The sequence below is a fragment of the Brevibacillus brevis NBRC 100599 genome, from assembly GCF_000010165.1.
In the GTDB taxonomy this organism is placed as follows: domain Bacteria; phylum Bacillota; class Bacilli; order Brevibacillales; family Brevibacillaceae; genus Brevibacillus; species Brevibacillus brevis_D.
Genome location: NC_012491.1, coordinates 4,302,288 through 4,314,583, shown reverse-complemented (window position 1 = coordinate 4,314,583; position 12,296 = coordinate 4,302,288). Strand labels below are relative to the sequence as shown.

15 protein-coding genes are annotated in these 12,296 nt (G+C 46.4%); 11 read left to right on the top strand and 4 right to left on the bottom strand.

What is annotated here, in order from left to right; all coding sequences use genetic code 11:
* The first annotated feature begins 250 nt into the window (after positions 1-250).
* Together BBR47_RS29810 and BBR47_RS20415 are read left to right on the top strand one after the other, a co-directional pair.
* The gene (locus BBR47_RS29810; protein WP_155801103.1) at positions 251-784 is read left to right on the top strand and encodes a response regulator transcription factor; all 534 of its coding nucleotides are present in this window, start codon (positions 251-253) and stop codon (positions 782-784) included.
* 645 nt (positions 785-1,429) lie between these two features.
* Complete coding sequence (locus tag BBR47_RS20415) at positions 1,430-1,609, top strand: hypothetical protein (RefSeq protein WP_015892331.1); 180 nt, start codon at positions 1,430-1,432, stop codon at positions 1,607-1,609.
* A gap of 65 nt (positions 1,610-1,674) precedes the next feature.
* On the opposite strand, the gene BBR47_RS20410 is transcribed toward BBR47_RS20415, so the two are convergent.
* The 3 genes from BBR47_RS20410 to map all read right to left on the bottom strand — a co-directional run bounded on the left by BBR47_RS20410 (position 1,675) and on the right by map (position 4,237).
* Positions 1,675-2,271, bottom strand: coding sequence for a TetR/AcrR family transcriptional regulator (locus BBR47_RS20410; RefSeq protein WP_015892330.1), 597 nt, complete (start codon positions 2,269-2,271; stop codon positions 1,675-1,677).
* Positions 2,272-2,285: 14 nt separating this feature from the next.
* Positions 2,286-3,311: an LLM class flavin-dependent oxidoreductase gene (locus BBR47_RS20405; RefSeq protein WP_015892329.1), complete on the bottom strand. Its 1,026-nt coding sequence runs from the start codon at positions 3,309-3,311 to the stop codon at positions 2,286-2,288.
* A gap of 179 nt (positions 3,312-3,490) precedes the next feature.
* Complete coding sequence (gene map, locus BBR47_RS20400) at positions 3,491-4,237, bottom strand: type I methionyl aminopeptidase (RefSeq protein WP_015892328.1); 747 nt, start codon at positions 4,235-4,237, stop codon at positions 3,491-3,493.
* 132 nt (positions 4,238-4,369) lie between these two features.
* Between map and nadE the strand changes: the two genes are divergently transcribed.
* The 3 genes from nadE (at position 4,370) to BBR47_RS20385 (ending at position 6,236) form a co-directional block, all read left to right on the top strand.
* On the top strand, positions 4,370-5,122 hold the full coding sequence (nadE, locus tag BBR47_RS20395; protein ID WP_015892327.1) for an NAD(+) synthase: 753 nt from the start codon (positions 4,370-4,372) through the stop codon (positions 5,120-5,122).
* A 3-nt stretch (positions 5,123-5,125) separates the two neighbouring features.
* A complete protein-coding gene (locus BBR47_RS20390) occupies positions 5,126-5,950 on the top strand; it encodes an MBL fold metallo-hydrolase (protein ID WP_015892326.1) in 825 nt (274 codons plus the stop codon).
* A 64-nt stretch (positions 5,951-6,014) separates the two neighbouring features.
* Positions 6,015-6,236: a hypothetical protein gene (locus tag BBR47_RS20385; RefSeq protein WP_015892325.1), complete on the top strand. Its 222-nt coding sequence runs from the start codon at positions 6,015-6,017 to the stop codon at positions 6,234-6,236.
* A 63-nt stretch (positions 6,237-6,299) separates the two neighbouring features.
* Here the strand turns inward: BBR47_RS20385 and BBR47_RS20380 are convergent, their stop codons facing one another.
* On the bottom strand, positions 6,300-6,785 hold the full coding sequence (locus BBR47_RS20380; protein ID WP_041749548.1) for a DUF2062 domain-containing protein: 486 nt from the start codon (positions 6,783-6,785) through the stop codon (positions 6,300-6,302).
* A 212-nt stretch (positions 6,786-6,997) separates the two neighbouring features.
* On the opposite strand from BBR47_RS20380, the gene BBR47_RS20375 reads away from it, so the two are divergent.
* The 6 genes from BBR47_RS20375 to BBR47_RS20350 all read left to right on the top strand — a co-directional run bounded on the left by BBR47_RS20375 (position 6,998) and on the right by BBR47_RS20350 (position 12,225).
* Positions 6,998-7,627, top strand: coding sequence for a DedA family protein (locus BBR47_RS20375; RefSeq protein WP_142497675.1), 630 nt, complete (start codon positions 6,998-7,000; stop codon positions 7,625-7,627).
* A complete protein-coding gene (locus BBR47_RS20370) occupies positions 7,620-8,138 on the top strand; it encodes a YkvA family protein (RefSeq protein WP_015892322.1) in 519 nt (172 codons plus the stop codon). Before BBR47_RS20375 ends, BBR47_RS20370 begins: the two co-directional genes overlap by 8 nt.
* Positions 8,139-8,157: 19 nt before the next feature.
* The gene (locus BBR47_RS20365) at positions 8,158-9,105 is read left to right on the top strand and encodes a 3'-5' exoribonuclease YhaM family protein (protein ID WP_015892321.1); all 948 of its coding nucleotides are present in this window, start codon (positions 8,158-8,160) and stop codon (positions 9,103-9,105) included.
* A 123-nt stretch (positions 9,106-9,228) separates the two neighbouring features.
* Positions 9,229-10,791: a YcdB/YcdC domain-containing protein gene (locus tag BBR47_RS20360; protein WP_041749547.1), complete on the top strand. Its 1,563-nt coding sequence runs from the start codon at positions 9,229-9,231 to the stop codon at positions 10,789-10,791.
* A gap of 166 nt (positions 10,792-10,957) precedes the next feature.
* Positions 10,958-11,953, top strand: a complete 996-nt coding sequence (locus tag BBR47_RS20355; RefSeq protein WP_015892319.1) for a hypothetical protein — start codon at positions 10,958-10,960, stop codon at positions 11,951-11,953.
* A complete protein-coding gene (locus BBR47_RS20350) occupies positions 11,950-12,225 on the top strand; it encodes a hypothetical protein (RefSeq protein WP_015892318.1) in 276 nt (91 codons plus the stop codon). Before BBR47_RS20355 ends, BBR47_RS20350 begins: the two co-directional genes overlap by 4 nt.
* The last annotated feature ends 71 nt before the right edge of the window (positions 12,226-12,296 follow it).

The window sequence follows — 12,296 nt, the reverse complement described above, 5'->3', positions numbered from 1 at the left end:
AAAAAGTATAATAAGGTAATTAATGTAAATGATGATTTGATAGAAAATACAAAATGAAAAGTAGATGTATATAAGGGAAGAAATGATGATAGAAGAGGTGATATAATTCATCAAAAATATCAATATCGAAAACTTGTTGTTTAGTTTAAACTCATTAGATCATTGGAAGCCGTTCCTAATTGTCATTACAGATGAGAGCTTAGTTGTAGAATATTCACATGTATCAGACGATTTTCAAGATCTTCAATTCGTGAACTTGTATACTGATTCTGCGATAGGGATAACTGCATTATCATTATCAAAGCTCCGGAGGACACCAGTTTTTTACAAAACCGAAAAGAACACACACCTGAAGCAGAACTGGCTTTCAATTGCTTGTCCGATATATAATCAATTTGATCAAATTGTTGGATATGTTGGGATGTTCTTGCAGGAGTGGATACATCCAACTCCTGCTATAACATTCCTTGAGCTTTTATCAAAGTTTATTTCAAACAGCTTAAGCAATTGGAAGAATCCTATTAACATATCTGATGAACAAGTAAAAAGATTGTTCCTACTTAGTAGAAGAGAAAAAGAAGTACTTCGGTTGATTGGACAGGGATTATCTGATTCTGAAATTTCTAAATCACAGCATATAAGCCTTTCAACAGTCAGAGCTCATGTGAGAAACATTTTTTTAAAATTGAAAGTTGATAAAAGAACAAAGTTAATATTATTTTATTTAGCAAGTGAGGCACTGGGTCTCTATACTGAATCAAAGGAGAAATTTAATGATTCTTAAAAAAAGACTAATAGGAATTCTTGGTATAGTGTTACTTTTTTCAGGAGTAGTTGTTCCATTGGGCATTGCTCCAAAAGAAGCGTGGTACTACACATCCCTACCAGGTTTAATTCTGCTTTTGGTGTCAAGTTTCATAAAAAAGTAGTACCATTTATTAAATGTTTTATTAATGTATAAGATGAACTGTGACCCGCTAGACAGATACCTTGAAAAAAGTGACTGTCTAGCGGGTTTTTGTGTTTCGATTTATTAACGAGAAATAAGTGAGGTTACGGAAAATGAGTCGAAACAGAAAAACTGAAAAATCCATATCCATTCCAAATGTGACCATCGAACATAAAAAAGATGACCCCTGATAAATTCAGGAATCATCTCATAGCTACACGCCGATTAGCGGACCGATCTGATTGGGTCGGCAGACGTACCATGTTTTTGATCGGCTTGCTCGGTCTCGCCGCCCACGTTATTATCTGCTTTCTCTGAAAGAATGGCCTTATTGATTACCGCGCGTTTCGTTCAGGTAAAAGCCACAAGAAGTCTCTTTCCAGTTTACCTAATTTTGATCCCACAAAAAAATGGTCAGCAACTTCTGGCGATCGCTGCATAACATGTAAGGTGGAAAACCTACATAGGGAGGGAAAAGCAGTGTATCTCGGCGTGTTCGATTTGAATCAGCGTTTGGAGCAAACCCGCAAAATTCTGCGGGAAAAGCAACATCTGAAAAAACTGATTGAAGAAGACATCCATGACTTGGAGCAAGACGTCAAAGAATTAGAAGCAATGACGTCGAAACAAGACAAGTATGCGACCAGCGCTCAGCGCTAAAACAGCTGTATGATCGACAAAAAGAGGAAGTGGCAACTGCCAGAAGAAGGCAGGGAGCCACTTTTTTAATTGGGAAGCGCTTGGTCCAAAACTTTTTCTACGATGGCAGGAACCATGCGGATCGCTGCACTATCGGTTCCGTACGTCTGGCTATCCGCGTAAGTACCTTCCATCAACAAGATAAGCGTATAGGCCAGCTCGCATGGATGAGCAGCGCCAAGGGCTGTCGTGCGTTCCAAAAAAGCGTCGCGGATACGTTTCTGATGGGAGCAAACCAACTCGCGAACGGGATGAACCGGATCAGGAAACTCGACAGCTACATTGATAAAGCAACAGCCGCGAAATTGCTCGTTGGACGCGCGCGCAGCCAGATCAGCAAAAAACTGAATGAGTTGCTCTCGTGGCTGATTGGGATGTTTGGCGATGCTCTCTTCCCACTCTTGCCAAAAAACGTCTTGCTTACGGGTCATGTAGGCGAGAATCAGGTCTGTTTTCGAGGAAAACTGCCGATAGACACTCATCTTATTCATTCCAGCACGCTCGACAATAGCGTCTACACTGACGGCATGGATCCCTTCTTGATAAAACAATTCTTCAGCAGCGTTCAAGATGATCTCTTGTGCTTTTTCACGAGGAACGCGAGGCCGTTTTGCTTCCGTCATATACCATCCCCCATTTAGGACTTCCAGACGTCGGAGACAATTTCAAAAGAGCGCACACGATCGGCATGGTGGTACATTTGCGTCGTAATCATGAGCTCATCTGCTCCTGTAGCATCGAGCAACTCTTGTAGTTTGCTTTTCACAGTGACAGGGCTACCAATAATGGAGGAACGCAGCTGTGCTTGGACCGACAGTTTTTCGAATTCGCTCCAGAGCTCATCCATATTGTCCACAGGTGGTTGGATTGGCTTGAGATCACCGCGGACGAGATTTAAGAATGCCTGGTAATGGGAGGTGGCCAGTCGATTCGCGAGCTCATCCGTATCGGCTGCCATCACGTTGACGCCAACCATGGCATATGGCTGATCCAGCATTTCCGATGGGCGGAAACAATGGCGATACGTCTGTAGGGCAGGCAATGTGAAGTTCGGTGAAAAATGCCCGGCAAAAGCAAACGGCAATCCGAGCATGCCTGCTAGTCGCGCTGAGAAATCGCTGGAGCCGAGCAACCAGATCGGGATGTTCAGACCTTCGCCAGGGATAGCGCGGATGGCAGATGCCGACTCGCTTGTTCGTGGACGAAGATATTCACGCAGCTCCTCCAATAACTCCGGGAAATCCTCTCCACCAATCCGCAAATCGCGGCGCAGCGCACGTGCTGTTCGTTGGTCCGCCCCGGGTGCGCGTCCTAGACCTAAGTCGATCCGGCCTGGATAGAGGGACTCCAGTGTCCCGAATTGCTCGGCGATCACGAGTGGAGCATGGTTGGGCAGCATTATGCCGCCTGAACCTACACGGATTTTGCTGGTGCCGCCGGCAATGTAACCAATGAGAACGGAAGTAGCAGAGCTGGCTACGCTGGGCATTGCGTGGTGTTCGGCGAGCCAATAACGTGTAAAGCCCCATTTTTCCACCTGTTGCGCCAGATTGAGACTGTTTTTATACGATTCAGCAGCGTTGCTACCCTCCGTAATGGGTGCTAAATCGAGAACGGACAATGGAATCTCTCGAAGTGGCTTAGACGAGATTGTATCGGACATGGGTTGGAACCCTCCTTGTGCTTAGCGGTTGCTGGTCGGATAACTTTGTTACTGGGTAGTAACAAAACGTACTTGCATCATACGGAGCGGCAGAAGGGATGTCAACACTTGGATGTGCGACCAAGCACATTGGGAGAAAAAGAAAAAGCCCTGACAATGCAAGGGCTCTTCGTACTTCCTTATTGTTTTGTTAAGATAACAGGTCCATTCGCGGTAATAGCGAGGGTGTGCTCGTATTGAGCGGACAGCTTCCCATCGCGTGTACGTGCTGTCCAACCATCTTCATCGACCTTCGAATGGTACGTCCCGATGTTCAGCATGGGCTCAATGGTAATAACCATGCCTTCTTTAAGGCGTTGTCCTCTGCCAGGAGGGCCAAAGTGAGGAACGAACGGCTCCTCATGCATTTCCTGACCAATACCATGTCCGGTAAAATCGCGCACGACGGAGTAGCCTTGTTCTTGCGCATACGTTTGGATGGCGTGGGAAATGTCACCGATCCGATTGCCTACGACAGCTTGCTCAATACCGAGATACAGCGATTTTTCAGTGACTTCCAGCAGTCTTTTCGCTTCCGGGGACACAGTTCCCACTTCATAAGACCAAGCGGAGTCAGCCAGCCAACCATTTTTTCGAACAACCATATCGATTGTGACGATATCGCCATCACGCAGAGGCTCTTTTTTCGGGAAGCCATGGCAGATGACATCATTGACTGAACCACATGTGGCATAGGGATATCCATGAAACCCTTTTTGCTCAGGGGTCGCGCCATTTTTAGCCAAAAATTCTTCTACGAATTGATCAATCTCCCAGGTAGAAATGCCTGGACGAATCATCTTGGCAATCTCACGATGACAAGCAGCCAAAACCTTGCCTGCTGCATGCATGAGTTCAATTTCTTCAGGTGTCTTGAGGATAATCATCGACTCTCTCCTTCTCCTCGTTAGTCAAGATCTCTCTATAGTATATAGTGTAGTGCCGTTCTGCGCCAATTGCCACACCGAAAACGGCATGGTAGGATGAGGAAGAAATAATCAACCCTGGGGGTAGGTAGCGTGGACAAGTTTCAAGAACATCTGGCGAACTACCAGATTCATGTAAAAGAAGACGTGGAAAAACGTATTGCCTTTATTCGTGAGCAAATTGATGGAAATGGCCTCGGCGGTGCAGTCGTCGGTATTTCTGGTGGAATTGACAGTGCCGTTACAGCAGCGCTGTGTGTGCGTGCCTTAGGCTCTGAACGCGTCATTGGCGTTTGGTTGCCTGCATACTCGCAAACCGTTCATGAAACAGATTCCAAGCAACTTGCTGAAGCGATTGGAATGAATTTGCACACGGTAGATGTAGGGGCAGCCTACGACGCTTTGGTTCCTGCTATCGAAGGTGTACTTGGGCTTGATGACAAAACAAAGGGAAATACAAAGGCTCGCTTGCGCATGACAGTGCTGTATGCCATCGCTAACCAAAAAGGATACTTGGTAGCGGATACGTGCAACCGCAGCGAGATTCATGTTGGCTATATGACAAAAGGCGGAGACGGTCTTGCTGACTTTAACCCAGTAGCTAGCCTGACGAAGCATGAGATGCGAATTCTTGCTGCTGAGCTCGGGGTGCCTGGAGAGATCATCACGAAGCCGCCTTCTGCTGATTTGTGGGAAGGGCAGACGGATGAACAGGAGATGGGCTTCACTTATGAGGATCTGGATCGTTTGCTGATTACAGGAGAAACTCGACCGGAAGCCAAAGAACGTATTGATTACCTGCATCGAATCTCTGAGCATAAGCGCAACATCATGCCAGGTATATAAAATATGGCAGAGACCTACAGGCTGTTTACAAGTTGTCTGTGGCAAACGACAAGTGCAGTCGTCTCAACCGAGCAACGTATTTACTTGTTTGATCCGGCCTATTTTCCCCATGAGGTAGAGGCGATTGCTGATTATGTGCAGCGTGAGAGGAATGGGAGAGAGCTTATTCTCGTCCTGACACACGGTGATTGGGATCATGTAGTCGGAGTCGGAAAATTTCCGGACGCCACAGTTATTGCACAAAAGGAAATCCTGACCGATGGACGGATCGAGGGTATGCTGAACAAGGCGAAAAAGTTTGACGGGTCGTATTACGTGGCCAGATCGTATGAAGTAGGAATGCCGAGATTCACGAAGCTTGTGGAGGATGCACAAGAGTGGCAGGAAGTCTTTTTCCTGCCTGTACCAGGACATACACCCGATCAGATGGCGACCTTGTTCCGGGAGCAAAAGCTGCTTGTTGTCGGTGACATGCTATCCAATTTGGAGTTCCCGTTTATCGACGACAGCAGTGCCTATTTGGAGAGTCTGGAAAAGATCGAACGGTTGGTTCATCAAGGAGAAGTGGAAGAAGTCATTCCTGGACACGGAGTACCTGCAAAAGGACGCGAGGAAATCCTGCATCGAATTGAACGGGATCGCCAGTACTTATTGGATGCACGTGCAGTTGTTTTCGAGGGTATCGCTAATAATGTAGAGAAAGACGTACTGGAAGAGCAGTTTTCCCAACTGACGTATGATGGCGTATCGATCGATGAACATCTTCGTTCATCCCATGAACAAAACCGGGATCAACTATACAAGGAAGCTATTTTGCAGAAAGGTTGATTATTCCACGGTTTTATAAGATAATAGGGGTTACGCAAATCTTTCTAGGAAAGAGGTCGAACAGATGTCTACGACTGAATTGATGCTGAGAACTAGTCTGGAAGGACGTGTGAAGCGTACGTTGCAAACGTACTTCCGTCGCCCTAACGACGTGTTGATCAAGGAAAGCCTCGGAGCGAACGGTTTGTCCCCAGAGCAAGTGGAAGTAACCGTGAAGCTCTTGAATGAAGAAAAAACTGTTGCCGAAATCATGGAGTACCTGCACGATCAAGGCTACTTTGCATAACATTGCGAGCAAAAAAGACCGGACTGACAGCGAATGTCGGACCGGTCTTTTTCGTTCGAGCAATTAAGGGGGAGGACTTTCCTCAGGTAATGAGCGCCGTAATTTCTTGCGACGATATAATTGAAGGCCAGTTAAAACGAGAAAGTAGCTCGCGAACGCGACAATCAGCCCCATGATGGCACTTCCTGTAAAATAGACAAGTCCTTTTTCTTTCACCCAGACAAGCCATGGCATCCCAGACTCGTGATGGTTCAAATGTCCTTGTAACGGTTTGCCAATCAACACGTATCCAATATTGTAATTGAAAAGAATGAAGAGCGGTAAGATGAGCTTTCCGATGACAAACGCAACCAAACCAGCGGGAAAACTGGCGCGAAACAGCTTGCAGAGTGGGAAAAGCAATAGGAACGCGAGGCCGAAAGTAGGCAGGGTAATAAACTCGATAAAGATTCCGAGCGAAAATCCGCGGGCGACGAAAGCTGGCGCCCCTTTCATTCTCAGTACCTTGTAGTATTCGAATTTTAGCTTTCGATATGCTTTTTTCCACATCCGTGCTTCCCTCGTTTGTTCCAAGTCATTTGTCCGTAAAATCCCCTAAGGGTATGGCGAATGGTGAGGCTGGATTCGTTTTTTTTGTTGATGTTGTAGAGTATCTCCAAGTTGGCAAAAATTAATAGTTGTCATATGAGCTCTTATTTGTGAATGCGCCTTTCTTTTGGCATAATGGAAGAGGGTAGCTTGCTGGAAAAGTGGTGACATTTGTGGAAGGTGTAATGGGAACCTTCGGTGATTATATTGCGCAATATGGGTATGGCGCCTTGTTTGGATTGTTCTTTCTAGGAATTTTGGGGATGCCCTTGCCAGAAGAAACGCTGCTTGTTTTTTCAGGATTCCTTGTTTCAACGGGAAAATTGGAATATTGGCCTACCTTTTTTGTCTGCTTTCTCGGTTCCGTTACAGCGATGACGGCAGCATACTGGATCGGCAGAACGCTAGGCTACGCTTTTCTCGAGCGATATGGGAAACGATTAGGGATGGGCTATACCGTTTACAAAAAAACAGAAGAGTGGTTTAATCGCGTCGGAAAATGGGCGCTTCCGCTTGGCTATTTCATCCCTGGTGTCCGTCAGTTTACGGCCTATTTTGCCGGGATCACGCGATTGCCATTTCCGACTTTCATGCTCTATACCTATTTGGGAGGGCTGTTTTGGAGTTTGCTTTTTGTGACGCTTGGCTGGCAATTAGGAGAACGTTGGGATGAGCTGTTTGATTTGATTGCCCGTAACCTTGCGATTTTCTTTATCGCTTTGCTGGCATTGATCGCAGCTTGGTCGTATTTCAGGCACAAGGCGAATGTAAAAAAGCAATTACGGAGGGATCAGAATGAGTGAAGAAAATCGCAACGAAAATCTACTGCCTGTGGTTCGCAAGCCAACGGAACTGGTACCTGTCGTATTACCGGAAAAACACCAGCGTTTTTATGATAAATTGCGTGAGAAAATCGAAACGTTCATTAGAGACAAGGGAATCAATGATTCTGTAGCCAACTTTATATTGCTTGCACCAGATTTGTTTGTTCTCTTGGCCCGTCTTATGCTAGACAAGCGCGTAGGAGTTCAATCAAAAGCGTTAGCGGGTGTAGCGGTTGCCTACTTCATTACCCCGATTGATTTTATTCCAGAGGCATTAGTGGGCGGATTCGGACTAGTGGATGACGTTATTTTGGCTGTTTATGCTTTGCGCAAGATTTTGGTGGATATCGATGAATCGATTGTACGTGAGCATTGGAATGGCGAAGAAGACCTTTTGGCTGTCATTACGAAGGTGGTTCGATCAGCGGATGATTTAGTCGGCAAGAAAATAGTGAAAAAGCTGGAAGAAACCCTGTTCCGAAAAAAATAAGCTAGGATGGGACATATAGATGAAATATTTATTGGATTATCAAGAGGGAGAGCGTGTTGTCGCTTTTTGCCTGATTAAAAGCAAGGAAGCGGGCGTAGCAAGTAATCAGAGTGAATACTTGAATCTGGAGCTGGGAGATCGCTCCGGTACGATCATGGCAAAGCTGTGGGATGTCAATGCAGAAATGAAGGAATGGATTAACGTCAAATCTGTTGTGAAGATCGATGCTGCTGTCCAAATGTACCGTGGGAAAAAGCAACTGGTGATTCAACGAATCAGACCGGCTGCGGCATCAGACGAAGTTCAGATGGAGTCGCTCATTCCGATCTCGCCCGTTCCAGTGGACGAACTGTGGACAAAGCTGACCCATGCAGTCGACAGCCTGCAGAGTGCCACACTCAAGGCCATTATTCAAGAGGCGCTGGCAACAGAGGAGATTCACGATCGCCTTCGCCATTATCCGGCTGGAGTTCGCATGCACCACAACTATTATCACGGTTTGCTCGAGCATATTGTCTCTTTGTTGACGGCGGCGCAGAGTCTCTTGCCACTGTATCCGCAAGTAGACAGGGATGTACTGATTGCGACTTGTATCTTGCACGATATCGGAAAGCTGTACGAGCTATCTGATCCCATCGCTCCGGATTACACCACGCCAGGTCAGTTAATTGGTCACTTGGTCATGGGAGTCGAGATGGTAAGCGGTATTTGCCGTAAGCTAGATATTTCTTTAGGGGACGCAGAGGTTCTGCACTTGAAGCATTGCATTTTGAGTCATCATGGAGAGGTAGAGAACGGCTGGGGCAGTGCTGTATCTGGAAAAACGCCTACAGCTGTCATGTTCCATTACCTGGACCAGATCGACAGCAAAATGAACGCTTTGAGCCAAACACTAGCGGACATGCCGGAAGAAGAGGAATGGGCGTACGCTGGCGTGCTTAGACGAAAAGTCTGGCGCGGATATTAATCGATAGAACAAAAAGCCAACTGCTAAGCAAAACAAAGCAGTTGGCTTTTTTTAGATAAATCAGAAACGTTTTTGCAAGATGCTCGTCTTACCAGTAATGTCTTGTAATGAGGAGGTATTCCTGTGAAAAAGCGAAACAGAGCTGCCATGTTTGTGCTGGCAGTCAGCATGGTCACGACACCAGTGGCACTTTTGCATCCGTTGTCTTCTTATGCGTATGATGGCAAATCAAGTCTGGAGCCTATTCAGTTGCCAGAAGACATCGTCCACTTGTTAACGGAATTGAAAGAGGACTACGTGCCTCTCATGAAAGGTCTTCATGTGGACTCTTACGGAGGGACAAGCAATTCGGGGTATGTCATTCATCTTTCGGATCGAAAGAGTGTCATTACCACGAATACGACGCTCACCATCTCCACAAATGCAAAGGGAGATATGACCAGTTTTGTCCTGCATGATGTGAATCGGGACAAAACAACCAAACTTAATCAAAAGGAAGCCTATCAAAAGGCTGTGGACTTTATTCGGAATTACATAGCAGTTGACCATGTTATTTCCCCACAAGCGATGCTTTCTTACGATCGTGCATCTGAGCTGGATCATCTGGCGGTTGTCAGTGTCTACCCACAGTTGAACAACACATGGGTGGACAAAGAGACAGCACGGGTCATGGTTGACGCAAAGGGGCAGGTTGTCCATTTTCAGCAAGAAAAGCGAAAGCTTCCTACCGCAGAAGAAGTAGCGGACCCAAGCAAGGCTGTACCGCTTGAAAAGGCAATGAAGGAGTGGCAAGACAAGGTATCCTTAGAATTGGTCTACGATGAGTCAGCGGGCAAGCTCGTTTACGTGCCTAACCAATTGCCAACGATAGATGCTCTGACTGGTGAAGAAGTTTCGTCTGTGTATCAAACAACGAATGAGACGATGAAAATCAAAGGAACAGCAGACATGGGCGTCTGGCGAGATACGAAAAAAATGGAGCAGATGCTCGAAAAGGATTTTGGCTTGAGGTTGAATCAACGCACGTACAAAAATGTAAAAGAGGACAAAAAGTACAAAAACAGCGACATCGATCGCCATGAATGGAATGCGAACTCGTATCAAAGCGCGTGGATTACGCTCGACCGTAAAACAAAATCACCCATTGAATTCAAGCTGGATGGTCCCGTAGAAAAGGAGCTTGAGAAGCCGCTCACGCATGATGAGGCAAAAGACATCGCCGTACAATTTGTGAAAAAATACTTATTGTCTAAAGAACAATCCTTCTCCGTAAAGGAGACGAGTCTTGTAGAAAATCTGCCGGGTTGGGCAGATCAAAATCTGGTGCGGCCAATTAGCAGCTTTGCCTTTCATCCTGAGATTGACGGGATCCCTACCAAGAGACCATTGTTCTACCTGGAAGTGGACGCGAAGAAGGGCAACGTAGTCCTTGCGCAAGTAAATGAACTGCCGTCCATGCCAGCTACCATCAGTAAAGACGGTATTATCAAGGATGAGAAAGCAAAGAACGCGTATGTCAAAGAAGCAAATCTACGCTTGGCATACTGGTATCCGAGGGTAGGGACGCATTCAGCGAAACTGCCGCAACTGGCTTATTTAGCGACAACGAATACCAAGTCTTTGCAGATCGATGCCGCAACGGGGGCGGTGGAGGAAACCTGGCTGGAATGGAAAGCTACCCAATAACCGATACCCGATATGGTGTAGAAGCCATGTCGGGTTTTCCTTTTCATCATTATCGGAATTCATAAACACTTCAAGGTAGGTAGGATTTTTTTTCTTTTTGTAGAATAACTTCTTGATTCCCATTTGATTTGGCATACAATGCCGATCACGAGAAGGAGAAAGTGCAATGAAACGGCCAACTTATACCCTACCAAGTATTGTAAAAAAGGTATTCCGGCCCGGTGAGCGCTCCCTTCCACGTACGGAGATCTGCTCCCGGATGGAAGCGAATGAGCTGAATGCTTTTTTGGAGCTGGACTGCGAGACAGTACTGGATAAAGTGTTGAAAATGGAGCAATCTCCAGTGCGGGTTGGAAGCTCAGAGGCGATCGTAGAGGTCACTCACCAGCCACATCAAGTGTACGACTTGGCTCATCGCTATTTGCGCGATAGCCAAACACCAAAAAAGCTTGAGCAAATCGTCGCAGAGCTGCGTCGACAAACGCAGTTTGGCTGGAATCAGATTCTTCGTATGCTGCAATTGGAACGCGATCCTCGCTTTGTGCAATATCAAGGCGACAGCAGATGGTTTTTGGCAGAGTGGACTTTGGGCAATGACCAAGTGTATGCGTTTTGCCGCGACAATGGTATTACACAGGTAGCTGCTCGCACATTAGTCCATTTTCTGGAGCAGGAGGTTGGAATTGCTTCAGATGCTGCTTTTCTCCCTGCGCAAGATGACCGCTTCCGCATTGACGGTGATACCATGTACATCATTGCTCGTAGCGAAGATTCCAAGGAAGAGCAGGCCGCCCTCGAGGTTGCTGTTGCTGCCCCTTCTGTATCGATAGGAAACAGCGAGTCCGTCTCAGAAGAAATTGCATCGGAAGAACCAGCGAATCCCTTACACCAGGTGGAACAACAACCAGAACAACTATTTACCAAGGAGGAAGCTACTATGTCTACCATTACCAACCAGCAAGTTCTCGAGGAAGTACAAAAACTGATGCAAGAAGCTATCAGCCGCTTGGAGACAAGAAACCAAGAAATGTCCCAAGAAGTTGTCGCTCATTTTCAACAAAGCAATATGCAAGCTATAGAAGTGCTGATGAAAGAGAAACATAAGCATGAGCAGATCGTACTTGGCATTCAACAGGTACTAGCGACCAGTGAACAACAATGAGTCAACTTGAGGCTACGATCCGGTTAGAGCAGAGATTTGCCATCCTGCGCGATGTTATCGCGGGCTATCGGATTCGCCTTCAAGAAATGGAGAAGGAAGTAGTGGAGCTTTTTGCCACGAACCAACTCTCTGCTATTTCAGCATGCATGGGCGAGAAGCAGCGCATCGTCAGGTTGATGAATCGACTGGAACAATTTATTGTCCAATGGGAAACCAACAACACGGATGTGGGTATCGCACATGAACCAAAGCGAGAACACTTGAACACATGACGAATAATGCGGTAAAATAGGGGGATTGTGCATGATTCCCCGCGCATGCCGCGTGGGATGGAAAGGAGATC

Bases quoted from the DNA above. Each gene is read 5' to 3' on its own strand.
- BBR47_RS20385 (WP_015892325.1), top strand. From the start codon at position 6,015: ATGTCTACGACTGAATTGATGCTGAGAACTAGTCTGGAAGGACGTGTG.
- BBR47_RS20405 (WP_015892329.1), bottom strand. From the start codon at position 3,311: ATGTCCGATACAATCTCGTCTAAGCCACTTCGAGAGATTCCATTGTCC.
- BBR47_RS20350 (WP_015892318.1), top strand. From the start codon at position 11,950: ATGAGTCAACTTGAGGCTACGATCCGGTTAGAGCAGAGATTTGCCATC.
- BBR47_RS20410 (WP_015892330.1), bottom strand. From the start codon at position 2,271: ATGACGGAAGCAAAACGGCCTCGCGTTCCTCGTGAAAAAGCACAAGAG.
- BBR47_RS20390 (WP_015892326.1), top strand. From the start codon at position 5,126: ATGGCAGAGACCTACAGGCTGTTTACAAGTTGTCTGTGGCAAACGACA.
- BBR47_RS20380 (WP_041749548.1), bottom strand. From the start codon at position 6,785: ATGTGGAAAAAAGCATATCGAAAGCTAAAATTCGAATACTACAAGGTA.
- map (WP_015892328.1), bottom strand. From the start codon at position 4,237: ATGATTATCCTCAAGACACCTGAAGAAATTGAACTCATGCATGCAGCA.
- BBR47_RS20370 (WP_015892322.1), top strand. From the start codon at position 7,620: ATGAGTGAAGAAAATCGCAACGAAAATCTACTGCCTGTGGTTCGCAAG.
- BBR47_RS20365 (WP_015892321.1), top strand. From the start codon at position 8,158: ATGAAATATTTATTGGATTATCAAGAGGGAGAGCGTGTTGTCGCTTTT.
- BBR47_RS20355 (WP_015892319.1), top strand. From the start codon at position 10,958: ATGAAACGGCCAACTTATACCCTACCAAGTATTGTAAAAAAGGTATTC.